Source organism: Micromonospora arida (assembly GCF_003857035.1).
Lineage (GTDB): Bacteria > Actinomycetota > Actinomycetes > Mycobacteriales > Micromonosporaceae > Micromonospora > Micromonospora arida.
Genome location: NZ_QGSY01000118.1, coordinates 1 through 23,643, shown reverse-complemented (window position 1 = coordinate 23,643; position 23,643 = coordinate 1). Strand labels below are relative to the sequence as shown.

At 71.3% G+C, this 23,643-nt stretch carries 23 protein-coding genes; 12 read left to right on the top strand and 11 right to left on the bottom strand.

Annotation, left to right across the window (positions count from 1 at the left end):
- Positions 1 to 165: 165 nt before the first annotated feature.
- Positions 166 to 1,179: a potassium channel family protein gene (locus DLJ58_RS06245; protein ID WP_112603739.1), complete on the top strand. Its 1,014-nt coding sequence runs from the start codon at positions 166 to 168 to the stop codon at positions 1,177 to 1,179.
- A 69-nt stretch (positions 1,180 to 1,248) separates the two neighbouring features.
- On the opposite strand, the gene DLJ58_RS06240 is transcribed toward DLJ58_RS06245, so the two are convergent.
- On the bottom strand, positions 1,249 to 1,728 hold the full coding sequence (locus DLJ58_RS06240; protein ID WP_124854267.1) for a MarR family winged helix-turn-helix transcriptional regulator: 480 nt from the start codon (positions 1,726 to 1,728) through the stop codon (positions 1,249 to 1,251).
- Between the two features lie 82 nt (positions 1,729 to 1,810).
- Here DLJ58_RS06240 and DLJ58_RS06235 point away from each other — a divergent pair, with 82 nt between their 5' ends.
- Together DLJ58_RS06235 and DLJ58_RS06230 are read left to right on the top strand one after the other, a co-directional pair.
- Entirely contained in the window at positions 1,811 to 2,455 is a 645-nt protein-coding gene (locus DLJ58_RS06235; RefSeq protein WP_244218808.1) for an FMN-dependent NADH-azoreductase, read from the top strand.
- Positions 2,456 to 2,953: 498 nt separating this feature from the next.
- Positions 2,954 to 4,675 (top strand): S1 family peptidase, encoded by a 1,722-nt coding sequence (locus DLJ58_RS06230; protein WP_158629551.1) that lies wholly within the window; start codon positions 2,954 to 2,956, stop codon positions 4,673 to 4,675.
- 76 nt (positions 4,676 to 4,751) lie between these two features.
- Here the strand turns inward: DLJ58_RS06230 and DLJ58_RS06225 are convergent, their stop codons facing one another.
- The 3 genes from DLJ58_RS06225 to DLJ58_RS06215 form a co-directional block, all read right to left on the bottom strand.
- Positions 4,752 to 5,786: a 2-oxoacid:ferredoxin oxidoreductase subunit beta gene (locus DLJ58_RS06225; protein ID WP_124854264.1), complete on the bottom strand. Its 1,035-nt coding sequence runs from the start codon at positions 5,784 to 5,786 to the stop codon at positions 4,752 to 4,754.
- A complete protein-coding gene (locus DLJ58_RS06220; protein ID WP_112581690.1) occupies positions 5,779 to 7,626 on the bottom strand; it encodes a 2-oxoacid:acceptor oxidoreductase subunit alpha in 1,848 nt (615 codons plus the stop codon). Before DLJ58_RS06220 ends, DLJ58_RS06225 begins: the two co-directional genes overlap by 8 nt.
- Before the next feature lie 278 nt (positions 7,627 to 7,904).
- Positions 7,905 to 8,882 (bottom strand): hypothetical protein, encoded by a 978-nt coding sequence (locus DLJ58_RS06215; protein ID WP_244218807.1) that lies wholly within the window; start codon positions 8,880 to 8,882, stop codon positions 7,905 to 7,907.
- 583 nt (positions 8,883 to 9,465) lie between these two features.
- Between DLJ58_RS06215 and ndhC the strand changes: the two genes are divergently transcribed.
- Entirely contained in the window at positions 9,466 to 9,843 is a 378-nt protein-coding gene (gene ndhC / locus DLJ58_RS06210; protein ID WP_091394827.1) for an NADH-quinone oxidoreductase subunit A, read from the top strand.
- Positions 9,844 to 9,908: 65 nt separating this feature from the next.
- On the opposite strand, the gene folP is transcribed toward ndhC, so the two are convergent.
- The gene (gene folP, locus DLJ58_RS06205) at positions 9,909 to 10,778 is read right to left on the bottom strand and encodes a dihydropteroate synthase (protein WP_124854263.1); all 870 of its coding nucleotides are present in this window, start codon (positions 10,776 to 10,778) and stop codon (positions 9,909 to 9,911) included.
- A gap of 156 nt (positions 10,779 to 10,934) precedes the next feature.
- Between folP and DLJ58_RS06200 the strand changes: the two genes are divergently transcribed.
- Together DLJ58_RS06200 and DLJ58_RS06195 are read left to right on the top strand one after the other, a co-directional pair.
- On the top strand, positions 10,935 to 11,558 hold the full coding sequence (locus DLJ58_RS06200; protein ID WP_124854262.1) for a DivIVA domain-containing protein: 624 nt from the start codon (positions 10,935 to 10,937) through the stop codon (positions 11,556 to 11,558).
- Positions 11,555 to 12,052, top strand: coding sequence for an SRPBCC family protein (locus DLJ58_RS06195; RefSeq protein WP_124854261.1), 498 nt, complete (start codon positions 11,555 to 11,557; stop codon positions 12,050 to 12,052). Before DLJ58_RS06200 ends, DLJ58_RS06195 begins: the two co-directional genes overlap by 4 nt.
- Here the strand turns inward: DLJ58_RS06195 and DLJ58_RS06190 are convergent.
- Complete coding sequence (locus DLJ58_RS06190; protein ID WP_124854260.1) at positions 11,997 to 12,893, bottom strand: sterol desaturase family protein; 897 nt, start codon at positions 12,891 to 12,893, stop codon at positions 11,997 to 11,999. The genes DLJ58_RS06195 and DLJ58_RS06190 overlap by 56 nt on opposite strands.
- Positions 12,894 to 13,028: 135 nt before the next feature.
- Here DLJ58_RS06190 and DLJ58_RS06185 point away from each other — a divergent pair, with 135 nt between their 5' ends.
- Positions 13,029 to 13,610, top strand: a complete 582-nt coding sequence (locus DLJ58_RS06185) for a DNA-3-methyladenine glycosylase I (RefSeq protein ID WP_124854259.1) — start codon at positions 13,029 to 13,031, stop codon at positions 13,608 to 13,610.
- A 13-nt stretch (positions 13,611 to 13,623) separates the two neighbouring features.
- The gene (locus tag DLJ58_RS06180) at positions 13,624 to 14,247 is read left to right on the top strand and encodes a hypothetical protein (RefSeq protein WP_124854258.1); all 624 of its coding nucleotides are present in this window, start codon (positions 13,624 to 13,626) and stop codon (positions 14,245 to 14,247) included.
- On the opposite strand, the gene DLJ58_RS06175 is transcribed toward DLJ58_RS06180, so the two are convergent.
- The 4 genes from DLJ58_RS06175 to DLJ58_RS06160 are packed head-to-tail and all read right to left on the bottom strand — an operon-like array spanning position 14,244 to position 18,472.
- The gene (locus tag DLJ58_RS06175; protein ID WP_124854257.1) at positions 14,244 to 15,485 is read right to left on the bottom strand and encodes a DUF1501 domain-containing protein; all 1,242 of its coding nucleotides are present in this window, start codon (positions 15,483 to 15,485) and stop codon (positions 14,244 to 14,246) included. The genes DLJ58_RS06180 and DLJ58_RS06175 overlap by 4 nt on opposite strands.
- Before the next feature lie 14 nt (positions 15,486 to 15,499).
- A complete protein-coding gene (locus tag DLJ58_RS06170) occupies positions 15,500 to 16,798 on the bottom strand; it encodes a DUF1800 domain-containing protein (RefSeq protein WP_124854256.1) in 1,299 nt (432 codons plus the stop codon).
- Positions 16,799 to 16,857: 59 nt separating this feature from the next.
- Positions 16,858 to 17,649 (bottom strand): enoyl-CoA hydratase-related protein, encoded by a 792-nt coding sequence (locus tag DLJ58_RS06165; RefSeq protein ID WP_091394802.1) that lies wholly within the window; start codon positions 17,647 to 17,649, stop codon positions 16,858 to 16,860.
- Positions 17,650 to 17,653: 4 nt separating this feature from the next.
- The gene (locus DLJ58_RS06160; RefSeq protein ID WP_091394799.1) at positions 17,654 to 18,472 is read right to left on the bottom strand and encodes a PaaX family transcriptional regulator; all 819 of its coding nucleotides are present in this window, start codon (positions 18,470 to 18,472) and stop codon (positions 17,654 to 17,656) included.
- A 190-nt stretch (positions 18,473 to 18,662) separates the two neighbouring features.
- Here DLJ58_RS06160 and DLJ58_RS06155 point away from each other — a divergent pair, with 190 nt between their 5' ends.
- Entirely contained in the window at positions 18,663 to 18,830 is a 168-nt protein-coding gene (locus tag DLJ58_RS06155) for a DUF3117 domain-containing protein (protein ID WP_007455245.1), read from the top strand.
- A 146-nt stretch (positions 18,831 to 18,976) separates the two neighbouring features.
- Complete coding sequence (locus tag DLJ58_RS06150) at positions 18,977 to 20,452, top strand: leucyl aminopeptidase family protein (RefSeq protein WP_124854255.1); 1,476 nt, start codon at positions 18,977 to 18,979, stop codon at positions 20,450 to 20,452.
- A 54-nt stretch (positions 20,453 to 20,506) separates the two neighbouring features.
- Here DLJ58_RS06150 and DLJ58_RS06145 read toward each other — a convergent pair whose 3' ends face one another.
- Positions 20,507 to 21,076: an O-methyltransferase gene (locus DLJ58_RS06145; protein ID WP_112581855.1), complete on the bottom strand. Its 570-nt coding sequence runs from the start codon at positions 21,074 to 21,076 to the stop codon at positions 20,507 to 20,509.
- A 299-nt stretch (positions 21,077 to 21,375) separates the two neighbouring features.
- Here DLJ58_RS06145 and DLJ58_RS06140 point away from each other — a divergent pair, with 299 nt between their 5' ends.
- Positions 21,376 to 22,842 (top strand): S1C family serine protease, encoded by a 1,467-nt coding sequence (locus DLJ58_RS06140; RefSeq protein WP_425271295.1) that lies wholly within the window; start codon positions 21,376 to 21,378, stop codon positions 22,840 to 22,842.
- Positions 22,843 to 22,939: 97 nt separating this feature from the next.
- Entirely contained in the window at positions 22,940 to 23,362 is a 423-nt protein-coding gene (locus DLJ58_RS06135) for a twin-arginine translocase TatA/TatE family subunit (RefSeq protein WP_091394791.1), read from the top strand.
- The last annotated feature ends 281 nt before the right edge of the window (positions 23,363 to 23,643 follow it).

Genomic DNA, 23,643 nt, shown 5'->3' with positions numbered 1-23,643 from the left:
AGGGTCGCGCCCCCTCCGTCTGCCGGCCTGAACCGGTTCGTCGTTGTCGTCCCGTAGTCGGGTGCGGGCGCGCCGTCGGTTGTCCGCCGCAACCCCGGCGTGCGGTCGACGGTGTACCCGCTATGTTGTGGGCGTGCAGGCGACGGCGGGGGAGCAGGTTCGACGGTGATCCATTTTCCCGCGCAGCGCCGGGGCCCACTGAGCGCGCTGAGCCTTCGGCTCGCCGCCGCCCTGGGCCTGGTCTTCGCCGTGGTCGCCGCGGTCTACCTGGGCCGGGACGGCTACCGCGATGTCAACGAGGACGGCCTGACCCTCCTCGACTGCTTCTACTACGCGGTCGTGTCGCTCTCGACCACCGGCTACGGAGACATCACCCCGGCCGCGCCGTCGGCCCGGTTGGTCAACGTCCTCTTCATCACCCCGGCCCGAGTGATCTTCCTTATCATCCTGGTCGGCACCACCCTGGAAGTTCTGACCGAGCAGTACCGGACCGGCCGTCGCCTGTCGCGGTGGAGGAGAGCCGTGAAGGACCACGTCATCATCTGCGGCTACGGCACCAAGGGGCGCAGCGCTGTCTCCGCCCTGATGGAGAACGGTCTGGACCGCTCGCGGATCGTGGTGGTGGAGCGCAGTGCCGCCGCCCTGCGGCAGGCCACCTCCGCTGGGCTGGTGGCGATCGAGGGCTCGGCGACCCGTTCGTCGGTGCTGAACGAGGCGCACGTCAAGAACGCGAAGGCCGTGATCATCGCGACCGACAGCGACGACGCGTCGGTGCTGGTCGCGCTGACGGTACGGCAGCTCACCGCTGGGCAGGTCCGCATCATCGCGGCGGCGCGGGAGGCGGAGAACGCCCCGCTGCTCAAGCAGAGTGGCGCGCACCATGTGATCGTCTCCTCGGCCACGGCGGGCCGTCTGCTCGGCCTGTCCACCTCGGCGCCGCCGCTGATCGACGTGGTGGAGGACCTGCTCACTCCCGGCCAGGGCATGGCGCTGGCGATGCGTTCCGCCGAGCGGGACGAGGTGGGTCGCTCGCCGCGCGAGCTGGAGTCGTTGGTGATCGCCCTGGTCCGGCGGGGCAAGGTGGTCACCCTGGCCGACCGGGCCGGCGCGGTGATCGAGACCGGCGACATGCTGGTGCACGTACGCGACGACCGACCCCAGTCGGCCACCACCGCCTGACCGTCCTACCGCTGCCGGTCGATGTGACCGCTGGCATGACGGCGCTGTCGCCGCTGTGGTGAGGCGGCGTCAGCAGGTGTCGTCGGCGACGCAGATGGCCTCGGTGCAGTTGACCGCCGTGCCGGTGGAGGCCCGGCTGAGCAGCTTGTAGAGCGTCTCCCGCTCGGCGGGATCCAGTGCTCCCAGCACCTCGTCCTCGGCACTGGCCAGGGCGCATTCGGCCTCACTGAGGCGTTTTGCCCCGTCTTCGGTGAGTTCGACGACGTGTCGGCGGCGATCCTCGGGTGAGCGCCGACGCTCGATCAGCTGCTTCGCTTCCAGGTCGTTGAGCAGCCCGACGATGTTGGTGCTGTCCATTTCCAGGATGGTGGCGAGCGCCTGTTGCCCGGTGCCGCCGCCGGCGCGCAGCACGGTGAGCGCGACCAGATGCCGGGGGCGTAGCCCCAGCGGCGCCAGCACCGACTCCGACCGCAGTCGCATCCGCCGGGCCAGATGGTCCAGGAGTGCGCCCGAGCGGTGCTCGGAGGAGTCGAGCGGCTGCGCGGACATGTGACCCAGTCTACCGACTCAGCGGAACATCGGCCTGCTATAAATAGTTGGTGCTTCACGAACGATCCCTGAAGGAGGAATGATGCATCTGCTGCATATTGATTCGAGCATCCGCGGTGACTGGTCGGTCAGCCGGCGGCTCACCGCCCGCGCGGTCGACGCATGGCGTGCGGCCCACCCGGACGGCACCGTGGCCTACCGGGACCTGGGCACCGAGCCGCTGCCGCACCTGGACGCGGACGGCGGGCTGGCGCGAATGACCCCTGCAAATCAGCACACGCCGGCGCAGCGCGAGTCCTGGCAGCTCAGCGAGCGGCTCGTCGACGAGGTGAAGCAGGCCGACGTGGTCCTGCTCGGCCTGCCGCTCTACAACTTCGGCGCGCCCAGCAGCGTCAAGTCCTGGGTGGATCACCTGATCGTTCCCGGGCTGGCGTACGACCCGACGACGCAGGAGGGCCTGCTGGGCGGGCGCGATTTCGTGGTGCTGGCCACCCGGGGCGGCGGCTACGGCGAGGGCACTCCTCGCTATGGCTGGGACCACGCCGAGCCGTGGCTCCCGCACGGCCTGTCGTTGACCGGCATGCAGCCGCGCTTCATCACCGCCGAGCTGACCCTGGCACCGTCGGTGCCGGCGATGGCCGAGCTGATCCCGCTGCACGAGGCGAGTCTCGCGGCGGCCGAGAAGGAGATCGACAACCTCTGGGTGCCAGCCGGCGCCGCCCGCTGACTGCTTTCCCTCGCCGTACGGGGGTGGCCGATCCACAGCGGAACGGCCATCCCCCGGGGGCGGGACATCCAGTTTCTGAACACCAGGAGGCTTGACGCCGCAACCGTCCGGATGAGGCGCGGCTGCGCTGACCCCATCGCTTCATCGCGGTCCGGTTGCGGATCATGGAAAAACCTCGTTACAGGGCAGCTTCCCGATCGAACCCTTGCTACGGTGTCCCGGCTTAGAGCTGTCAATGGGTGTCGCTGCCGGGGCTTGCCGGTGCAGCGTCGTTGGCGCAGGCACGACGGGGAAATCTTCAATTTCGGGCGGATTCGCCCTGGTGTGGTTTGTCGTTCACCCGTCGCGTCCCACGCAGGTCATCCCGGGCAGTTCCGAGTGCCTCGTTAATCGAACGACGGGAAGCAATCAGTGGCTGAAGTGGCAACATCCGCAGGAGCCCGACGGCGGTGGTACGCCGGTGTCGTGGCGGGCCTCGCTCTCACGGGCGTGGCGGCCGTGGCACCCACGACCAGTGCTAGCGCCGCCCCAGCCGGCGGCGCGTACGACGTGGCGAGCAGCTCGCGACCGGACCGGTTGAGCAAGCTGCCGAACCTGCACAAGGGGAAGCTCACGCTTCCCAAGCCGGGCGCCCAGGGCCGGACCTTCCAGTCCGGTACGGGTGCTTCTCCCAAGGTCTTCCAGGGGACCCTGGCGAGCGCCTCCGAGTTTCCGTACATCGTGGGCATCGTCACCACTTTCCAGGACGGCCCGGACTTCTACTGGTACTGGTGCACCGGCACCATCATCGCCCGTAACAAGGTGCTGACGGCCGCCCACTGCACCGCCGACGGGCCCGGCACCACTCGGGTCATCGCCGGCAACGACCGGTTGGTCGACAGCAACGGCCAGCTCGTCGGTGGCAGCGGATACGTCGCCGAGGTCGCGTCGACCTGGACCCACCCGGGCTGGAACATCGCCCAGCAGTACGACGACCCCAACGCGCCGATCCTCGACGACGTCTCGGTCCTCACGCTGAAGCAGAACCTGCCCAGCGCGTACACCGCGGTGTCGTTGAGCGCCCAGGGTGACCAGACTCCGTACGTGGCTGGTACGCAGGCCCAGATCGCGGGCTACGGCGTCACCACGTCCGACGAGCTGGAGCCGGACAGTCGGCTGCGCAAGGCGACCGTTCCGATGCGGTCCGATGCGGACTGCAACGTCCCCGGGCTCTACCTCGCCGACCGCATGATCTGCGCTGGCTCGGGCACCGACGCCACGCCGAGCAGCGACACCTGCGGGGGTGACTCGGGCGGTCCGCTGCTCGTCAAGGGGGTCCAGGTCGGCATCACCGACTGGGGCTTCCAGCCGTGTGGCTCGTCGCCCGGCTACTACGAGCGGTTGAGCTACTACAACAACTCCATCAAGGCGGACCTGACCCGTCCGCCGCTGGTCAACGCGGACTGGACCGGCGACGGTCACACCGACCTGCTCGCCCGCGACTCCGCCGGCAACCTGGGGATGTTCTACGGCAGTGGCTTCTCCAACGACGGGTACGGCGGCTTCTACGGGAGCCAGCAGATCGGCACGGGCTGGGGCATCTTCAGCCGGGTGTTCCGCGTCTACAACTGGAACGGCGACAAGAAGCCGTCCATCATGGCGATGAAGCCCAACGGTGAGCTGTTCCTCTACAACACCGATGGCAAGGGCAACTTCGTCGGCGGTGCCAAGAAGATCGGTACCGGGTGGCAGGGCTTCACCGCGCTCATGGTGACGAACAACTGGCTGGGCAACAACCGGCCGAGCCTGCTGGTGCGCAAGTCCAACGGCGACCTGGTCCGCTACACCAGCAATGGTGCGGGCGGCTGGGAGAACCCGTTCGGCACCAAGATCGGCACCGGCTGGAACGGCTTCAACCTGTTCCTCACCCCTGGGGCCTGGAAGGGCGACGGGCGTGAGGTGCTGATCGGTCGTACCTCGACCGGCGACCTGAAGATGTACCAGTCCGACAGCAAGGGCGGCTGGACCAACCCGTTCGGTACCAAGATCGGTGGCGGCTGGGGCGGCTTCAAGAACATCATGGTTCCGGGCGACTGGAGCGGCGACAACATGATGGACATGCTCGGCGTTGACGGCAGTGGCCGGCTGCGGCTCTACACGACCAACGGCTACGGCCAGTGGATCGACTCGAGCGGCGCGGTCATCGGCACCGGCTGGGGTGCCTTCAACCTGGTCTTCTGATCAGGCTGTTCACAGCAGTAACGGGAAGGGCCCGCAACCGAATGGTTGCGGGCCCTGTCCCTTTCAGTTCCGAGCGTCAGATGATCGTCCAGGTGTCGCCGCTGCCCAGCAGGCCGGCGAGCTGCTGCTCTGGGGTCTCGGTGACCTTCGCCTTGGCGGCCGCGAGCTGCGCCTGCACCACGCTGTCGTAGGACGGTCGGTCCACCGAGCGGAACACCCCGATCGGAGTGTTGCGCAGGTCCAGGCCGGGCAGCCGGGACAGCGCGAAGGCGTAAGCAGGGTCGGTCACCGTCGCGTCGTGCACGACGATCTCCTCCGGGCGGACGGAGTTGGTGTCCCGGACCTCCAGGCCGAAGCCGCCCGGCGGGTGCACCACGCAGAACTGCCCGTCGGCGCCGAAGGTGATCGGCTGCCCGTGCTCCAGGCGGATCAGGTAGTCGTCCCGGGTGGACGGGTCCTTGAGCTGGTCGAACGCCCCATCGTTGAAGATGTTGCAGTTCTGGTAGATCTCCACGAAGGCCGAGCCCTCGTGCTCCGCGGCGGCCCGAAGCACCGACTGGAGGTGCTTACGGTCGGAGTCGATGGTGCGGCCCACGAAGCTGGCCTCCGCCCCGAGGGCGAGCGAGAGCGGGTTGAACGGGGCGTCAGCCGAGCCGGCCGGTGTCGACTTGGTGATCTTGCCGACCTCGGACGTCGGAGAGTACTGGCCCTTGGTCAGACCGTAGATCCGGTTGTTGAACAGCAGGATCTTGAGGTTGACGTTGCGCCGCAGCGCGTGGATCAGGTGGTTGCCACCGATGGAGAGCGCGTCGCCGTCGCCGGTGACCACCCAGACCGACAGGTCCGGCCGGGACACCGACAGGCCGGTCGCGATCGCCGGGGCCCGACCGTGGATCGAGTGCATCCCGTACGTGTTCATGTAGTACGGGAAGCGGGACGAGCAGCCGATCCCGGAGACGAAGACGGTGCGCTCCCGGGGGATGTTCAGCTCCGGCATGAACTGCTGGATGGCTGCCAGGATCGCGTAGTCACCGCAGCCGGGGCACCAGCGCACCTCCTGGTCGGACTTGAAGTCCTTCGCGGTGAGCTTGACGGCGACGGGCTCAGACATTCTTCAGCACCTCTTCCAGCGTCGTCTCCAGCTCGGCGGCCGTGAACGGAAGGCCGCGGACCTGGTTGTAGCTGATCGCGTCGACCAGGTAGCGGGCCCGGATGACGTGGGCCAGCTGGCCCAGGTTCATCTCCGGGATGACCACCTTGTCGTACGAGCGGAGCACCTCACCGAGGTTGGCCGGCATCGGTGCCAGGTGCCGCAGGTGCGCCTGGGCGATGGAGAGGCCACGCTGGCGGACCCCGCGGCACGCCGCGCCGATCGGCCCGTACGTCGAGCCCCAGCCGAGGACCAGCACCCGGGCGTCGCCGTCCGGGTCCTCCACCTCGATGTCCGGCACCGGGATGGTCTCGATCCGGGCGGCCCGGGTGCGCACCATGAAGTCGTGGTTGGCGGGGTCGTAGGAGATGTCCCCGGTCTTGTCGGCCTTCTCCAGACCGCCGATCCGGTGCTCCAGGCCCGCGGTGCCGGGGATCGCCCACGGCCGGGCCAGGGTCTCCGGGTCACGCAGGTAGGGCAGGAAAGTCGTGCCGTCCTCGCCGTTGGGCTTGGTGGCGAACTCGACCCGCAGGTCGGGCAGCGACTCCACGTCCGGCAGCAGCCACGGCTCGGAGCCGTTGGCGACGTAGTTGTCGGACAGCAGGATCACCGGGGTGCGGTAGGTGAGCGCGATCCGGGCCGCCTCCAGCGCCGCGAAGAAGCAGTCCGACGGTGACCGGGGCGCGATCACCGCGACCGGCGCCTCACCGTGCCGACCGTAGAGCGCCATGTTGAGGTCGGCCTGCTCGGTCTTGGTCGGCATGCCGGTCGACGGGCCGGCGCGCTGCACGTCCACGATCACCAGCGGCAGCTCCAGCGCCACCGCGAGCGAGATCGTCTCGCTCTTGAGCGCCACGCCGGGGCCGCTGGTGGTGGTCACGCCGAGCGATCCGCCGTAGGAGGCGCCCAGGGCGGCGCCGACGGCGGCGATCTCGTCCTCGGCCTGGACGGTGAGAACGCCGAAGCGCTTGTGCTTGCTCAGCTCGTGCAGGATGTCCGACGCGGGCGTGATCGGGTACGCGCCGAGGAAGACCGGCAGCCCGGAGCGGACCCCGGCGGCGACCAACCCCAGCGAGAGCGCCGCGTTGCCGGTGATGTTGCGGTACGTACCCGGCTTCATCTTGGCCGGCTTGACCTCGTAGCGGACCGCGAAGTCCTCGGTGGTCTCGCCGAAGTTCCAGCCGGCCTTGAAGGCGGCGACGTTCGCGGCGACCAGCTCCGGACGGGCCGCGAACTTGCGCTCCAGGAAGCGCAGCGTCGACTCGTAGGGCCGGGAGTACATCCAGGAGAGCAGGCCGAGCGCGAACATGTTCTTCGACCGCTCGGCGTCCTTCTTGGACACCTGGTGGGCGGCGAGCGCGCCGACAGTCATCGAGGTCAGCGCCACCGGGTGCACGACGTAACCGGCCAGCGAGTCGTCGTCCAGCGGGCTGGTCTGGTAACCGACCTTGGCGAGGTTGCGCTTGGTGAACTCGTCGGTGTTGACGATGATGTCCGCGCCGCGCGGCAGATCGGCCAGGTTGGCCTTGAGCGCCGCCGGGTTCATCGCCACCAGCACGTTGGGCGCGTCGCCCGGCGTGAGGATGTCGTAGTCGGCGAAGTGCACCTGGAAGCTCGACACGCCGGGCAGGGTGCCGGCGGGAGCCCGGATCTCGGCGGGGAAGTTTGGCAGCGTGGAGATGTCGTTGCCGAGCTGCGCCGTCTCCGAGGTGAACCGGTCGCCGGTCAGCTGCATGCCGTCGCCGGAGTCACCGGCGAACCGGATGACCACCCGGTCGAGTTGACGGATCTGCTTGGTCACTGTGCCACCTTCGTTCGCGACTGCGGGGCTTGCCCGGCCACGGAACCTCCTCGACGCAACGCTTCGCCGCACCGCCCAGGCTGGTCCGGCCGCTGTCGTTCCTCACCTGAGAGCCTACGTCTAAGGGAGCCCTAACCATCCCTGGAGGTCCGCCGACTGGGACCAGACCGGACCGAGAAATGCCCAGCTTTGCGGTATTTCGCCCCGCCCGCCGTAATTCAGATCACCACCGGGCCACGCCGACGACCCCGGCGGCGGGTGCCGGGGTCGTCAGTCGATCAGTCCGCGGGGTTGGGTGCCGGCTCAGGCGGCGGGCCGCCGAGCCGGCGGCGCAGCGAGGTCGTGGCCAGCGTGAGAGCCAGCACCACCAGCAGCGTGGAAACCGCGATCAGGATCACCGCGGTGCGCTCCACCGAGGTCAACCCGCCGTCTCCGGTCGCGCCACCGGCCTGGAGTACGCCCTGCGAGCCGGTCGGCGCCGGCGGGGAGACCACCGGCGTGGCCAGGGCGGCCGCAGAGGTGATCCGGAAGCTCATCTGCACCCGACGGGTCGGGCCGCTACTTGGATCGAGTTGACCGATCACGGCACCGGACAACGGTGCTTCCCGCTGGGCCTGCGGTGTCGCCTCCACCGGCAGCCGCACCTCGGCGGTCGTGCCCGCCAGCATCAGGCCGGCGTCGCAGCGGGTACGCGTCGGGTCGACCGCCACGCAGCCGAGCGGTGGGGCCGACACTGTCACCCCGGCCGGCAGGACTACCTCGACCCGGCCGGCGGCGTCCACCCTGCCGGTGTTGCCCAGCCGCAGGGTGAGGGTGCTGGGGCTTCCGCTGATGTCGAAGGCCACCTCGTCGGCGGCGAGCGTGATCCCGGGCACCGGCGGGCCGGGTGGGAAGAGCACCGCGAAGCCCTGGTCGTCGGTCGCCTCCCCGGGCACTCCCGGCGCGTCCGCGATGACCTGGACCGAGCCGCTGAGCGGCATCTCCTTCCACGCCGTGCCAGCGACCCGCAGGCGCAGCACGGTGCTGAAGCGGACGCCCGCTTCGGTGCTCCAGGCCCCGCAGCGGTACGCGCCGCCACCGACGGCCGCGCAGCCCTTCGTGCCGGCGTCGGTCAACCCGGCGGGCAGCGTGTACGAGAGTCGGACCCGCTGCGCAGTGGTACCGGTGTTGTGCACGGTGACCTGGAGAGTGGCCGCCGTGCTCGCCTTGTTCCAGTACGCCTCGCTGAGGGTGACGTCGCCGGTGGTGACCTGCACGCCCAGCGGGCTCTGCGGCGGTGGCGCCGAACCCGGCGCGGGCGGCTGGACCGGCGGAGCCGGGGGTGTCGGCGGGGCCGGGGGCGCAGTCGGTGGCACCGGGGGAGCCGGGCTGGGCGGTCGGGTGGTGCCGCCCCGCGCGGGCGCGCCGGTGGCGTCGTCTCCGGTGGTGGCGCGGTGGTCTCCGGTGCCGGTTCGGTCGGCTCCGGTTCGCCGCCCGGGTCTTCGGTCGGGGTGGGCTCCTCCGCCGGTGTGGTCGGGGGCTCCTCGCCGCCCGGCTCGTTGACCGGCTCGGCCGTGGTCGCGACCGGGTCCGCGTCCGGTGCGGCCGCGCTGGCCCACGCCGGTCCCACGGCGAGCGCCGTGAGCAGGCCGAGCGCGAGCGCGGTCGCCAGCAGGGGCGTGGAACGTCGCCCCTCCGCCCGGTTACCGGGCGATGCCTTCACGCGGGCCATCTGTCCTCCGGTGACATGGGTGGGTGTCCAGTATTCGGTAACAGTTGCCCCTGGGCACTAGTCCCATGCGAAACAAATTCGTAACGTGTTTGGGACGACTCGTCCGGGCGGACGGTAGGCTGCCGACTGTGAACGGATACCTGGGCTCGTACGCGACGCTCGGGCTCCTGCTGCTCGCCAGCGTTCTCTTCTTCGTTACGGCGTTCTCGGCCAACCGGGTGTTACGCCCGGCGCGTCCGGCCGACCCGCCGGGCAAGCGGGCCAGCTACGAGTGCGGGCTCGACCCGGTCGGTGCCGACTGGGCGCAGATGCAGATCCGCTACTACGTGTACGCCTACCTGTACGTGCTGTTCGCGGTCGAGGCGGTGTTCCTCTTCCCCTGGGCGGTGGTCTTCGACCGGCCGGGCTTCGGACTGGTGACGGTGGTGGAGATGGCGGTGTTCGTGGCCGTGCTCGCGCTCGGCATCCTCTACGCCTGGCGTAGGAACATCCTCCGCTGGACCTGAGCGTCACAGCTCCGGCGATCGTGCCGGTCCGTCCGCCGTTCGCGGTCGGTTACGGCGACGACCGGTCAGGCCAGCCCTCTTCGGGTCGCCATGGGCGGGCGGTCGCCTCGGATCGAGGCCACCATGTCCAGCACCCGGCGGGTCGGGCCGACCTGGTGGGCCCGGAAGACCCGGGCGCCCAACCAGGCCGAGACGGCCGTCGCGGCGACCGTCCCCTCCAGCCGTTCGGCCACCGGCAGGCCCAACGTCTCACCGATGAAGTCCTTGTTGGAGAGGGCCACCAGCACCGGCCAGCCGGTCGCGGTCAGCTCGTCCAGTCGGCGGGTGACCTCCAGCGAGTGCCGGGTGTTCTTGCCGAAGTCGTGCGCCGGGTCGATGAGGATGCCGTCGGGGCGTACCCCTGCCGCCACCGCGCGCTCGGCGAGCCCGGTCACCGTCGCGACCACGTCGGCGACCACGTCCGTGAAGGCGGACCGGTGCGGCCTGGTCCGCGGCGTCAGCCCGCCGGCGTGCGAACAGACCAGGCCGGCGCCGGTCTGCGCAGCCACCCGGACCAACGCCGGGTCGACGCCCGACCAGGTGTCGTTGAGGAGGTCGGCCCCGGCCGCCACGGCCTCGATCGCCACCTCGGCCCGCCAGGTGTCGATGGAGATCACCACCTCCGGAAAGGCGGCTCGGACGGCGGCGATGGTGTCCACCGTGCGCCGGATCTCCTCGGCGACGTCCACGTCCGCGCCGGGGCCGGCCTTGACGCCGCCGATGTCGATGATGGCAGCGCCCTCGTCCACCGCCCGCTCCACGGCGCGCAGAGCGCTGTCGGCGGCGTAGGTGGCCCCGCGGTCGAAGAACGAGTCCGGCGTGCGGTTGATGATCGCCATCACCACCAGCTCGCCGGGGGCGAACGTGTGCCCACCCAGCCGAAGCGCCCCGGCCATGCCCGCCTCCTGGAAGTTCGCGCCGTCGCCGCCGCGTCGGCCGGTCCCGACGCTAGTCGGTCGCCCGTCCACGATTCCGGGCGGGCGTCGGCACCGATCGTGATCGAGGCGGGTGGCGGGGTCGCTCCCGGCCGGCTGCCGTGCCACGATCAGTACATGGGTCAGCTTCTGCTCCTCCTGGTCGTGGCGTTGACCGTCGCGGCGGTGATATTCGGCGTGACCGTGCTGGTCAGCGGGCGCGATCCCGGCCTGGTGCCGGCCGAGCCGGATTCGCAGGCCGTGGCGTTGCCGGGCACCCGCCCGTTGCGCGAATCCGACGTGGGGGCGGTCCGTTTCGACACCGGGTTGCGCGGGTACCGGATGGACCAGGTCGATCAGGCGATGCGCCGTGCCGCCTACGACATCGGTTACAAGTCCGAGCTGATCGGCGTACTGGAGTCGGAGGTCATCGCCTTGCGTGAGGGGCGCACCGACGATGCGGACGTGCTGCGGCAGGCCCGCGAGCAGTCCGCCAGCAAGGTGACCACCACGGACGCGGATGCGGGGGACGAGCCGGGCAAGGCGACCGAGCCGGGCAACGATGCGCCGCTGACCGGCGAGGCGGGCTCGGCCCCGGTCGGCTCGACGACTCCCGGCCCGTTGCCCGCCGCCAGCTCGTCCCCGGCGGATTCCGACGGGGTGGCACCCGCCGCCGCGCCCGCCGACGACGAGTCGGCCGATCGTGAGCAGACCGCCGGCACCGAGCAGCGCGACGCGGTGGTTCGGTCGGAGTCGGCGTGACCGAGCCGGAGGGCGCTGACGATCTTCGCGAGGCGGCCCGACCCGGTGCCGGTGAGGTGACCGCCACGGTGATCGTCGAGGCCCCGGCGGAGCGGGTTTTCGCCGCGTTGCTCGCCTGGGAACGTCAGTCCGACTGGATCCCTTTCACCCGCGTCCGGGTTGTCGAGGGCGACGGGCGCGAGGGCAGCCGGATCGAGGCGGTGACCGCGCTCGGCCGGGCGGCGCTGCGCGACGAGATGCGGGTGGTCCGGGTCGACGAGCCGTACGAGATCGGCGTCGTGCACCACGGCCAGCTGCTGCGCGGCCCGGGGGTGCTGCGTTGCACCCAGCTGGACCGGGACCGCACCCAGGTCGTCTGGCACGAGTGGTTCCACCTGCCGGGCGGTCGGGCCGGTCGACTGGCGTGGCCGGTGCTCTGGCCCGGCTCCAAGCTCGGCCTCACCCAGGCGCTGAAGAGGTTTGCCCGTCTGGTCGAGCAGGGCCGGCTGCCCTGACCGGGGAGGCCGGTGCCGGCTGCCAGCCCGGTGCGCGGAAGAGATGCCCGACCCGGTGCCGCCAGGTCACCGCGGCGCGCAGGTCCCGGGCGATCGAGGCGTACTCGTGGAAGGCCACCCGGACCGGGTTGTAGCTGCCGACGTTCTTGGTCAGGCCGTACACGCAACGTTCCCGTTCCGGCGCGAACGACTTGAAGAGCCGGTCCCAGACGATCAGGATGCCGCCGAAGTTGCGGTCCAGGTAGCTGCCCTGCGACGCGTGGTGCACCCGGTGGTGCGACGGGGTGTTGAACACCGCCTCGTACCAGCGCGGCATGCGGTCGATGCGTTCGGTGTGGATCCAGAACTGGTAGAGCAGGTTGACCGAGCCGCAGAACGCGACCACCGCCGGGTGTACGCCGATGAGGATCAGCGGGATGTAGAAGACCCAGCTGGTCAGCCCGGTCCACGGCTGGCGCAGCGCGGTGGAGAGGTTGAACCGCTGCGACGAGTGGTGCACCACGTGCGAGGCCCAGAGGATCCGGATCACGTGATGACCGCGATGGGACCAGTAGTAGAAGAAGTCCTGCGCGAGCAGGATCAGCGGCCAGGTCCACCAGACCTCGGCGACCCGCAGCGGGGTGAGCGCGTAGAGCAGCGCGTACGCGGCGGCGATCGGCACCTTCCAGAGCAGGTCGGTGAAGATGCTGCCCAGGCCCATCGCCATGCTGGTCACGGTGTCGGCGCCGCCGTAGCCGACCTCGTCGTCGTCTCGGTGCAGCAGGTAGGAGACCCGCTCCAGCACGATGAGCAGCACGAAGGCCGGGATCGACCAGGCGATGACGTCCGGGAACTCCTTCACCGCGGCCTCCGCTCGCCGTCACCGGTCGGGGTGCACCGTCGGGTGACCTCGACCTACCGGTCGGTAACAAGCACCATAGGCAGCCGGGCGGCCGGTGGCAATGGGGTGTCGGTGCGATGCCCTAGCGTGTACCAGGTGACTGACCTGGTGATCGGCGCGGATGGGCTGGCTCGCTGCGCCTGGGGGTCCAGCACCCCCGACTACGCCGTCTACCACGACACCGAGTGGGGGCGGCCGCTGCGCGGCGACGACGCGCTCTACGAGCGGATGACGCTGGAGGCGTTCCAGTCCGGGCTGTCCTGGCTGACCATCCTGCGCAAGCGTCCGGCGTTCCGACTGGCCTTCGACGAGTTCCACATCCCGACCGTCGCCCGTTACGACGACTCCGACGTGACCCGGCTGCTCGCCGACGCCGGCATCGTCCGCAACCGGGCCAAGATCGAGGCGGCGATCGCCAACGCACGCGCCGCACTGGAACTGCCCGAGGGCCTGTCCGCGCTGCTCTGGTCCTTCGCGCCGGAGCCCCGGCCAACCCGTCCCGCCTCGTTCGCCGAGCTGGCGCCGATCACCCCGGAGTCGACGGCGATGGCCAAGGCGCTCAAGAAGCGCGGCTTCCGGTTCGTCGGCCCGACCACCGCGTACGCGCTGATGCAGGCCACCGGGATGGTCGACGATCACATCGTCGGCTGTCACGTCACCCTTCCAGCGGCGGCGTGATGAGATGGCAGGCATGACGACCGAGACCGCGCACCGGGCCGGTGCGGCCGGCAACGCCGACGGGGTGGGCACCTGGGCGGTGCTGCTGCCCGCCGAACGGTATGAGGCCGAGCGGCTCGTGCACCATGACACGCTGGAGCTCACCGGGCTCACCGACGTCGCCCGGCCAGGGCTGGGCGACCAGGTCGCCGTGCTGGTCGACGCGCCGCCACGGCTGGTGGCCCTCGGCCGGGTCACCGCGCCGGGTCGACGCCACCGCGAAGACCCGGACGACCCGCAGTCCCCGATCGAGCCGGGCACGCTCGTCGTCGCGTACACCCGTCGGGCCTTCGACGAGCCGGTGCCGGCCGACCTGCTGACGCTCGACGGGCCGGTCACCGCGGTGGAGCCGGCGGCCTTCCGGGCGCTGGTCGACCAGCTCGGCCCGCCCCCGGCGCGACGCACCTGGCTGGTCAGCCTCGACCTGCCGATCGAGGCCGGCACGCCGGCCGAGGCGGTTCGGCTGTTCTGGTCCTACGTGCAGGAGCTGGGCCCGCGTGAGCTGCCCGCCTTCGTCTCGCCGTCCGGCGACGAGCTGGCCATGCAGGCGTTCGTGCTGGGCGAGCAGGCCAACCAGGACCCGGAAGAGGACGACTAGAAAAGCTTGTCCACTCGTCCCCGCCAGTCGGCGAGGACCGGGCCCGGGTCGGTGTCCAGCACCCGCTCCAGCAGCGTGGCGTAGACGTCCCGGAAGTCGGTGGTGTATTTCAGGTCGCCGTCGTCGAGGTCGGTGAGGCTCGGTGGTGAGCCGTGCCAGCCGCCCCGGACGCCCGCGCCGAGCAGCAGCACGTCCGAGGCGGTGCCGTGATCGGTGCCGTCGGAGGCGTTGGCCCGTACCCGACGACCGAACTCGGAGTAGACCGCCACCACCACCTTCCGGCCCGCCTCGGTGCGACTCATCCGGTCGGCGAAGCCGGTCAACGCCCGGTCCAGCTGACCCAGCAGCACGGCCTGCAACTGCTTCTCGTCGGCGTGCGTGTCGAAGCCTCCCAGCGACACCGAGAAGACCCGGGTGGACACTCCCGCCTCGACGCACTGCGCGACCAGGTCGAGCTGCGCGTCCAGTGGGGTGCGTGCCCCGCCGGTGGCCGTCGCGGAGGCCTGCTCGCCGTCCGGGTCCGCCGTGTCCGGGTCGGCGGAGTCGCGTACCTGGCGGATCATCTCGTCCACCGACCGCAGGTCGGCGAAGCAGGCGGCGGCCCGACCTCGGGCCGCCGACTCGCCCGCCTCGACGGCGGCGAACGCGGTCAGTGTCGCCGCGGGCAGCCCCTTCGCGGCCTTGCGGTCGGTCACCGGCACGGCCGCACCGGCGCTCTCCGCCCCGGCCAGCAGCGGCGGCAGCGCCGGCTCGAAGGAGACCGCCAGCCGGGGGTCGCCACCGGCGCGGTCCAGCCACCGCCCGAGCCAGCCGGTGTTGCCGGGCCGGTCCGGTTGCGCGGTGTGCCAGATGTCCATCGAACGGAAGTGGCTGCGGTCCGGTTTCGGGTAGCCGACTCCGCGCACGATCGCCAACCCACCGCCGGACCAGCGCTGGTGCAGGCCGGCCAGCGCCGGGTTGAGGCCGAAGTCGTCGTCCAACCGCCGCACCTCCCCGTCCGGGTACGCCAGCTCCGGGCGAGCCGCCCGGTAGGCCGGGTCGCCGTACGGAATGACCGTGTTGAGACCGTCATTGCCGCCGTAGAGGGTCACCAGCACCAGCGTGCGGGACTGCGGGTCCCGGTCCCCGCTGGTGTCCAGCAGGTCCCGCAGGCTGTACGCGCCGGCCCCGGCGGCCAACGCGCCCGCGCCGACCACCCCGCTGGTCAGTAGGAACCTGCGTCGGGTCAGGGTGTCCATGTCGACTCCTCCGCTCAGCTGACTGTGTATTCGGGGCTGACCAGGCCGGCGGCCAGCAGTTTGCGGGGCTCACCGGCCAGCGGGGCGAGAGCGGCGCGGGTGCGCGCTCCCCAGCCGTCGACCACCAGCAGTCGGGCCAGCGCGTCCGGTCGGCCGGCCGTGGGCGCGGCGGTCAGCCGGGCCAGCACCGCTGGTGCCGTGGCGGCGGCGAGCACGCCGGCCGTCCGCAGCCGGGCCTGCAACGACGAGGTGGTCAGCCAGGCGGACCCGGCCGGCCAACCGCCCACGCTCGGTGGGCGCAACGGCACCTGGTCGAGCGCGTTCAGACCGGCCAGCAGTTGTCTACGTTGCTGCTCGGGCAGCGCGGACGGTCGGATACCGAGCTGCCGCAGCCCACCGACCAACCACTCCACCGGCTGCTTCACCAGCGTGCCCCGGGTCTGCGCGAAGGCCGGTGCGGAGAAGATCGCGCGCAGTGTCGCGATGGTGTCCGCACCGGCCAGGCCATCTGGTGCCGGGGTCTCGGTGCCGGCGTAGCGGAACCAGAGCCGACCGGCCACGAAGGTCGCCGCCGCCGGTTGGGCCGCCAGCAGGCCGGCGTACGCCTCGGCGTCGAACCGGCCGCTCTGCCCGAGGATGCTCTTCTCGCCGGGGTCGTGCCGCTTGGTTTCGAAGCGGACCACCCCGGTACGCCGGTCGACCACCCAGCCGGTCAGGGCCCGCGCGCCGGCCTTCACGTCGGCCTCGCTGTAGGCGCCGATGCCGAGGGTGAACAGCTCCATCAGCTCGCGGGCCAGATTCTCGTTCGGCGCCTTGCGGGTGTTCTTCTGCCCGTCCAGCCAGACGATCAGGGCGGGGTCGCGCACCATCGCGGCGACCAGCGGGCCCAGCGGCCCACGACCGTGCCGGCGCAGCGTCTCCAACTGGCTCACCATCAGCCTCGCCGACTTGACCTTCTGCGCGCTGGTGGCCCAGTGCCCGTGCCAGAAGAAGAGCAACTTCTCGGTCAGCCCGTCCTCGGCGGCCACCATCCGGTCCAGCCACCACTCGGTGACCTGCTGGAGTTGCTTGCGGCGCTCCGCGTTGGCCTGCTGCCGTTGCTCGCGGGTGGAGTCCTTGGTCAGCCCGGCGTACGGGTCCGGGGGCAGCGTCGGAACCGGCGTGGCCGCCGCACCCCGGTCCGTCGCGGGCGGGGTGAGCAGCCGGTCCAGGGTCGCCGCCGGCCCGGCCCGCTCGGCCGCGTCCACCTCTTCGGCGGTCGGCCCGAAGGTGGCCCGGCGCAGCAGGTGCGCCACCGATTCACGATCGCTCATACCGGCCGACGCTAGGCGTCCCGTGTTCGAGAACGGTAAGGGCGGCGTCCGGATCGCGTTCAGCGTCCCTCGAAGACCGGTTTCTGCTTGCCGACGAAGGCGAGGGTGGCCGCCCGGTGGTCGGCGGTGGCGCCGCAGATCGACTGGGCCTGCGCCTCGGCGGCGAGGGCGTCGGCGAGGGTGCCAGCGTCGGCGATGGAGAGCTGGCGCTTGATCGCCCCGTACGCGACGGTCGGGCCGGCGGCGAGGCGGGCGGCCAACTCCTGGGCGACGGGCAACACCTGCTCGTCGTCGTCCGTCAACCGGTTGAGCAGGCCCAATCGGCAGGCCTCCTCGGCGCGGACCGGCTCGGCCAGCAGCAGCAGCTCCACCGCCTTGGCGTGCCCGACCAGTCGGGGCAACGTCCAGGAGGCGCCGGTGTCGGCGGCGAGACCAACCTTGGCGAAGGCCATCAGGAAACTGGTGGTCGGACCGCCGATGCGGATGTCGGCCAGGAACGCCAGCGATGCGCCCGCCCCGGCGGCCATCCCGCGGACCGCGGCGATCACCGGCTTGGGCAGGTTGGCGAGCCGTGCGGCGATCGGGTTGTAGTGCGCCCGCACGGTGCCCAGCGGGTCACTGGCGGAGTTCTCCAGGGTGGCCACGTGCTCGCGCAGGTCCTGACCGGCGCTGAACGACCCGCCGGCCCCGGCCAGGACGACCGCGCGGCAGGACCGGTCGGTCTCCAGCTCGGCGAGGGCGTCCCGCAGCGCCTCCTTGAGCGCCACGTCGAGCGCGTTCATCGCGTTCGGCCGGTTCAGCGTGAGGGTGACGACGGCATCGGTCCGGTCGACCAGCAGCGGCTCGGTCACGTGTCTAACGACCCTTCTGTCGGACGATGCGGTTGCCGGCGTCGAGGCACTGTTCGACGTACCGGTCGGCGGCCGGACGCAGGCGGGCTGCGTGCCGGTCGAAGAAACTGGCCGCGGCGGTGCCGGGCCACCGCTCGGGCAGCAGCGCCGGGGGCAGCTGCGGATCTTGGAAGAGGAACGTACGCCACGCGTGCACGAGGCGGAACCGCGTCGCGTACGCCTCCTCGTCGCTGCTGCGCACGGTGACCGCGGCGAGCAGCGGGCGCTGGTCCGCGACGAACCGCTCGTAGGCGCGGCCGATCTCGGCCAGGTTCCAGGCGCGTCGGACCACGCCCATCGCGCCGGGGGTGCCGGAGAAGTGCGAGGCGGTGAACCGCTCGAACCGGATGCCGGTCTCGGCGAGGAGCAGGTCGACGTCCTCGGCGGGGCGGGTGGCTACCCAGGTCTGTTCGTCGAGCGTCCCGTAGCCGAGGAAGCTCAGGTTGGCGGCGAGCCGCTGGCGGTCCCGCCGGGAGCCCGGGGCCTCCAACACCAGCAGATCGAACCGGCCGTCCCAGGTGACCCGACCGGTCCGGTAGATCCGGGCCGCTGCCTCGTCGAGTCGGCGGGCAGCTTTCGGTGTGATCGAATATCCCGGTCCGGAGACCAACCGGAGGGGCTCGAGCCAGCCTTGACGCACCATCCGGGAGACGGCGGTGCGAACTGCCGGCGGTGCGATTCCCAGCGGCGCCAGTAGCTTGACCAGGGCAGCAACCGGTGCCCGGCCACCCCTCGGACGGAGGTGGTCGCCGTACAGGTCGAAGAGTGCCGACCGTGCCTGCATGACCGCACATTGTGACAGGCCTTCTCAAGATAAGCTAGATGCTGTTACATCAATGCTGCTCCGGTTTGGGTCCGGCGGTGTTCATCAGGGAAAATCGTTGGTCGACACCCCCGTGACCCTTGCGGGTGGTCGTGACGAAGTGGCTGTGGGGCAACCCACCGACCCTGGTGTAGGTCTGAGGGGAGACAACATGGCGGCGATGAAGCCGCGGACGGGCGACGGTCCGCTGGAAGTCACCAAGGAGGGGCGGGGCATCGTCATGCGGGTCCCGCTGGAGGGCGGTGGCCGGCTCGTCGTCGAGATGACTCCCGACGAGGCCAACGCGCTCGGTGACGCACTGAAGGCAGCGGCCGGCTGAGTAAGGAGTGCTCCGGGCGGCTCACGCCGCCCGGAACGTTCTTTGGACCCTGAGCCACCGGAATCGCCGGTGGCTCAGGGTCTTCAACGCTGCGGTCAGGTGGTTTTCCGCCGGTCCGCGACACTTTCCTGGAGGTACGGTTCCGCGTGCTCGCCATCCGTCTGATCGCCGAGCCTGACCGGCTCGACGTCCTCGTGCTGCCCGTGCGCTCCGCCGATTCGACGGCGGAAGGTGACACCTCGGCCGAGCCCGTGTCGACCGCCGTGGCGGGTCCGGACGGCACGGCCGACGAGGCGGCCGCGCTGGCGTCAGCGGCCCGGCTGACGGGCCGAGCCGGCGAGATCCACACCCAGCTGCGCCCCGGTCGTACTCCCGGCCGGCTGCTTCTGCTCGGCATCGGTGACGGCGGCGAGGCGGCTTGGCGGGCGGCCGGCGCGGCCCTGGCCCGCTCAGCTTCAGCTGAGACGCATATCACCATCGCGCTGCCGACCGAGGTGACATCGGCCGCGGTTCGCGGGTTGACCGAGGGGCTGCTGCTCGCCCCGTACCGGTTCCGACTCACCGAGGCCGGCGACCGACCGGCGCTCACCGGCGTCGACCTGCTGCTCGACGACCCGACCGGGTACGAGGACACCGTCGCCACGGCCCGGACCACGGCCGCGATGACCCATCTCGCCCGGGACCTGACCAACACTCCCTCGTCGGTGAAGACCCCGCAGTGGTTCGCCGACCAGGTGGCCTCCGCCGCAGCCGACCTTCCGGACCTGCGGCTGCGGGTCCGTGGCCCGGCCGAGCTGACCGCCGAGGGCTTCGGCGGGATCCTCGCCGTGGGCGGTGGCTCCGCCAGCGGACCTCGGCTGCTCGAACTGGACTGGCACCCCGCCGACGCGCGCACCCACGTGGTGCTGATCGGCAAGGGCATCACCTTCGACACCGGTGGCATCTCGATCAAGCCGGTGGCGTCGATGAAGTTGATGCGCAAGGACATGGCCGGCGCGGCCGCGGTCGCCGCCGCGACCCTCGGTGCCGCCGCGCTGCGGCTGCCGGTCCGGATCACCACGTTGACCCCGCTGGCCGAGAACATGGTCAGCGGCTCGGCGTTCCGCCCCGGCGACGTGATCCGGCACTACGGCGGTACGACCAGCGAGACGACCAACTCCGACGCCGAGGGTCGGCTGGTCCTCGCCGACGCGCTGGCGTACGCGGTGCAGCAGCTCAAGCCGGACCTGCTGCTCGACCTGGCCACGCTCACCGGCGCGAACTCGGTGGCGCTGGGCAAGCGCACCGCCGCCCTGTACAGCGAGAACGACGAGTTGGCCGCCAACGTGCTGGCCGCGGCCGAGGCGGCCGGCGAGTCGGCGTGGCGGATGCCGCTGCACACCGACTACGTCGAGTACCTCGGCAGCGAGATCGCCGACCTCTACAGCGCACCCACGCAGGGTGCCGGCTCGGTGCTGGCCGCGCTCTACCTGCGCGAGTTCACCGGCGAACTACGAGACCGCTGGCTGCACCTGGACATGTCCGCCCCGTCCTGGGCCGACGGCGACCAGGCCGAGGTCAGCCGTGGCGCCACCGGTTGGGGCGTCCGGTCGTTGCTGCGCTGGCTCGCCGACGTCAACTAGGGAGTGGGTCAGAGCCTCGGCTTGATCGAGGCTCTGACCCGTCCCGGGCTCGAATCAGCACTTCACCGCGGCGAGCAGCCCGTGGCCGACCGGAAGCAGCGCGGGGATCCAGTGCTCCGACTCCCGGACCGCCTTGATCGTCTCGCGGACCGTCACCGTCTCCGCGTCCCGGGCGGACGGGTCACCGATCCGGTCGCTGGCCAGCACACCGTTGAGCGCCAGCACGCCCCCTGGGCGCAACAGCCGCAGCGCCGCCTCCACGCAGGCATGGAAGCCGGTCGCCTCCGCGTCCACGAAGACCAGGTCGTACGCACCGTCGGCGAGCCGGGGCAGCACGTCGAGCGCCCGACCGGTGATGATCCGGGTACGCCCAGCCGCGAAACCTGCCTCGGCGAAGATCCGTCGGGCGATCCGCTGGTGCTCCACCTCCACGTCGATGGTGGTGAGCACGCCGTCCACGCGCATGCCGCGCAGCAACCAGACGCCGCTCACCCCGGTGCCGGTGCCGATCTCCACCACCGCACGGGCGTTGCCGGCGGCGGCCAGCAGCCGCAGCGCCGCCCCCGCGCCGGGGGTGACCGCGTCGAGGCCCACCTCCCGGGCCAGGCTGCGGGCGGTACGCAGAACGAGATCCTCGGTGACGTACGACTCGGCGAAATGCTGGGCCTGTGTCGTCGAACTGCCGGAACCGGCGACCGTGGCGATGGGGCACCTCCGGGGGCGGTGCGTTGTGCGGGGGCGGGTTGGCACTGTGAGCGTAGAGGCGACCGTCGTGGGGCGCAGCCGCGCCTCCGCCGGAAGCGATCACCGGGGCAACCGCTGACTGCACCGCGTCCATCCGTGCAATCCTGGAGGCGGTATCCCGTCAGCCGCGACCAGACCGGCCCGTGGCCGGGCGACGCGGCGCGGGATCCGGGGACGGACTGGGAGGCACCGACGTGACCGACGGCTGGGACTGGCGCCGGGGCGGTGAGACTCCGGCTCCGGCGCGACCGCCCGGGGCAGGAGCCCCGCCGGTGGGGCCGCCGACCATGCCGGGGGCTGACCGCACGCCCCTTGCCTCGCCAGGCGGCGGACCGACACCGGGCTGGCCGGCGTCTCCGGTCGGACCGACACCGGGCTGGCCGGCGTCTCCCGTCGGACCGGCGTCTTACGGCGCGCCGGCTGCGGGTGGGCCCAACTCGGCCGACGGGTCGGTCTGGTGGTCGGACGCGCTCGCCGACCCCTGGCGCGACCCGGCGGCCCCGACCGCGGTGGTGGTGCCCGGGGTGGTGGCCCCCGGCGCCGAGCCCGAGCCGGTCACCGACCCCGACGCGCCGGGCCGGCCGACACTGCGCCACCTGTTGCTCATTCCCGTGATCACCGCGCTGCTGGCCGGCACCCTCGGCGGTGCGTTGGGTTACGCGTTCGCGGTGCGCGGCGGCGCTGGCGCGGCGGTCCTCGGCGGCGCGCCCGCGGAGGTGCCGGCGCTGGCGCAGCGCAAACCGGAGTCGCTGGCCGGGGTCGCCGAACGGGTCCTGCCCAGCGTGGTCACCGTCCGGGTGAGCAGCCTCGGCGGGACCAGTGAGGGCTCCGGCTTCGTCGCCACCGCCGACGGCCATGTGATCACCAATGACCATGTGGTGGCCGGCGGCACCGGCAAGGCCTCGGTGGTCTTCAACGACGGCAGCACCGCGCCGGCGACCATCGTCGGTCAGGACGCGGAGTCGGACATCGCGGTGATCAAGGTGAGTCGTCCCGGGTTGCGACCGGTGGAGTTCGGCGACTCCGACGCCCTGGCGGTCGGTGACCCCGTGCTCGCCATCGGCTCGCCGTTGTCGCTGGCCAACACGGTCACCGCCGGCATCGTGAGTGCGCTGGACCGGACGATGCAGGCCGGCGAGCCGGGCGGCCCGGTGCGTTACTACGCCGCCATCCAGACCGACGCCGCCGTCAACCACGGCAACTCCGGCGGCCCACTTGTCGACGGCGCCGGCCGGGTGGTCGGAGTGAACTCCACCATCAAGTCACTTGTCGCCGAGGGGCAGGAAGCGGGCAACATCGGGCTCGCCTTCGCCATCCCGATCAACCAGGCCAAGCGGGTGACCCAGGACATCATCGGCACCGGCAAGGCCCGGCGTACGGTGATCGGCGCTCGGGCGGACGGCCCGACCGGGGTCGTCGGGGGTGGCCTGCGGCTGGCCGAGGTGGAGCCGTCCGGCCCCGCGGACGGCGCCGGACTGAAGGTCGGCGACGTGATCCTCAAGATCAACGGGCGGCCGATGACCGAGCCGACGGATCTGACCGCGTTGGTCCGCAAGTACGCGCCGGGCTCGGTCGTGACCGTCGAGTATCGGCGGGGCTCCGCCCGGCAGAACACCTCGGTAACTCTCGCCGCGGACGCGAAGTGACTCATCGTGGAAGCGAAGTGAACAGCGGCGCACCCCTTGCCCGAAAGCCGTCCGCCGTGCGTAGTCTTGCTGCTGACGCCGAGAGGAGGCCCGCGGGATGCTCGACAACCTGAACTGGTGGGAGATCGGTGCGCTGCTGCTCCTGGCGCTGCTGATCTTCGGCGACCGGCTCCCCGCCGTGATCACCGACGGCCTGCGGTTGGTGCGCAACCTGCGCAACATGGCCCGCAACGCCACCGGCGACCTGAGCCGTGAGCTGGGCACCGACATCCAACTGGAAGACCTGCACCCGAAGGCGTTCATCCGCAAGCACCTCCTCAGCGAGGAGGACGAGGCGGCGATCCGCAAGCCGTTGCAGGGCGTCTACGACAACCTGCGCGCGGACGTCAGCGGCGTGCACAACGACCTGAAGGACGTGGCCAACGCCGCCGACCTGCGGTCGAACGAGGCCCGGTCCGGCACGGCCACGAGCAGCCCCTCGGCTCCGGCCCCCCGCGCCAGCTACGACGACGCCACCTGACCGACCCGTACCCCGACGGGCTGGTGCCCGCGACCGGCGAGTCCCGCCTGCCCGGATTCGGCCGGCTCGTGCCCGCCTGGGCCCGACACCGGCTTGATCAACTCGGGTTCCTGGAAGTCGCGGTATCCCACGCCGTTTGAGCGGCCGACTTCCTGAAACCCGAGTTGACCATGCCGGCCCTGCCCGCCGGTCCAAGACGGCCGCGAGTCCCCGCCGACTGCCTGCCCCCGCCGGCCGGCAGCCGCCGGTCGACTGCCTGCCCCCGCCGGCCGGCAGCCGCC

Coding starts and splice junctions, on each gene's coding strand:
- DLJ58_RS06200 (WP_124854262.1), top strand. CDS start 10,935: ATGGGTCAGCTTCTGCTCCTCCTGGTCGTGGCGTTGACCGTCGCGGCG.
- DLJ58_RS06170 (WP_124854256.1), bottom strand. CDS start 16,798: ATGAGCGATCGTGAATCGGTGGCGCACCTGCTGCGCCGGGCCACCTTC.
- folP (WP_124854263.1), bottom strand. CDS start 10,778: ATGGCCGGGGCGCTTCGGCTGGGTGGGCACACGTTCGCCCCCGGCGAG.
- DLJ58_RS06225 (WP_124854264.1), bottom strand. CDS start 5,786: ATGTCTGAGCCCGTCGCCGTCAAGCTCACCGCGAAGGACTTCAAGTCC.
- DLJ58_RS06160 (WP_091394799.1), bottom strand. CDS start 18,472: ATGCAGGCACGGTCGGCACTCTTCGACCTGTACGGCGACCACCTCCGT.
- DLJ58_RS06180 (WP_124854258.1), top strand. CDS start 13,624: ATGACGACCGAGACCGCGCACCGGGCCGGTGCGGCCGGCAACGCCGAC.
- DLJ58_RS06235 (WP_244218808.1), top strand. CDS start 1,811: ATGCATCTGCTGCATATTGATTCGAGCATCCGCGGTGACTGGTCGGTC.
- DLJ58_RS06240 (WP_124854267.1), bottom strand. CDS start 1,728: ATGTCCGCGCAGCCGCTCGACTCCTCCGAGCACCGCTCGGGCGCACTC.
- DLJ58_RS06175 (WP_124854257.1), bottom strand. CDS start 15,485: ATGGACACCCTGACCCGACGCAGGTTCCTACTGACCAGCGGGGTGGTC.
- DLJ58_RS06135 (WP_091394791.1), top strand. CDS start 22,940: ATGCTCGACAACCTGAACTGGTGGGAGATCGGTGCGCTGCTGCTCCTG.
- DLJ58_RS06155 (WP_007455245.1), top strand. CDS start 18,663: ATGGCGGCGATGAAGCCGCGGACGGGCGACGGTCCGCTGGAAGTCACC.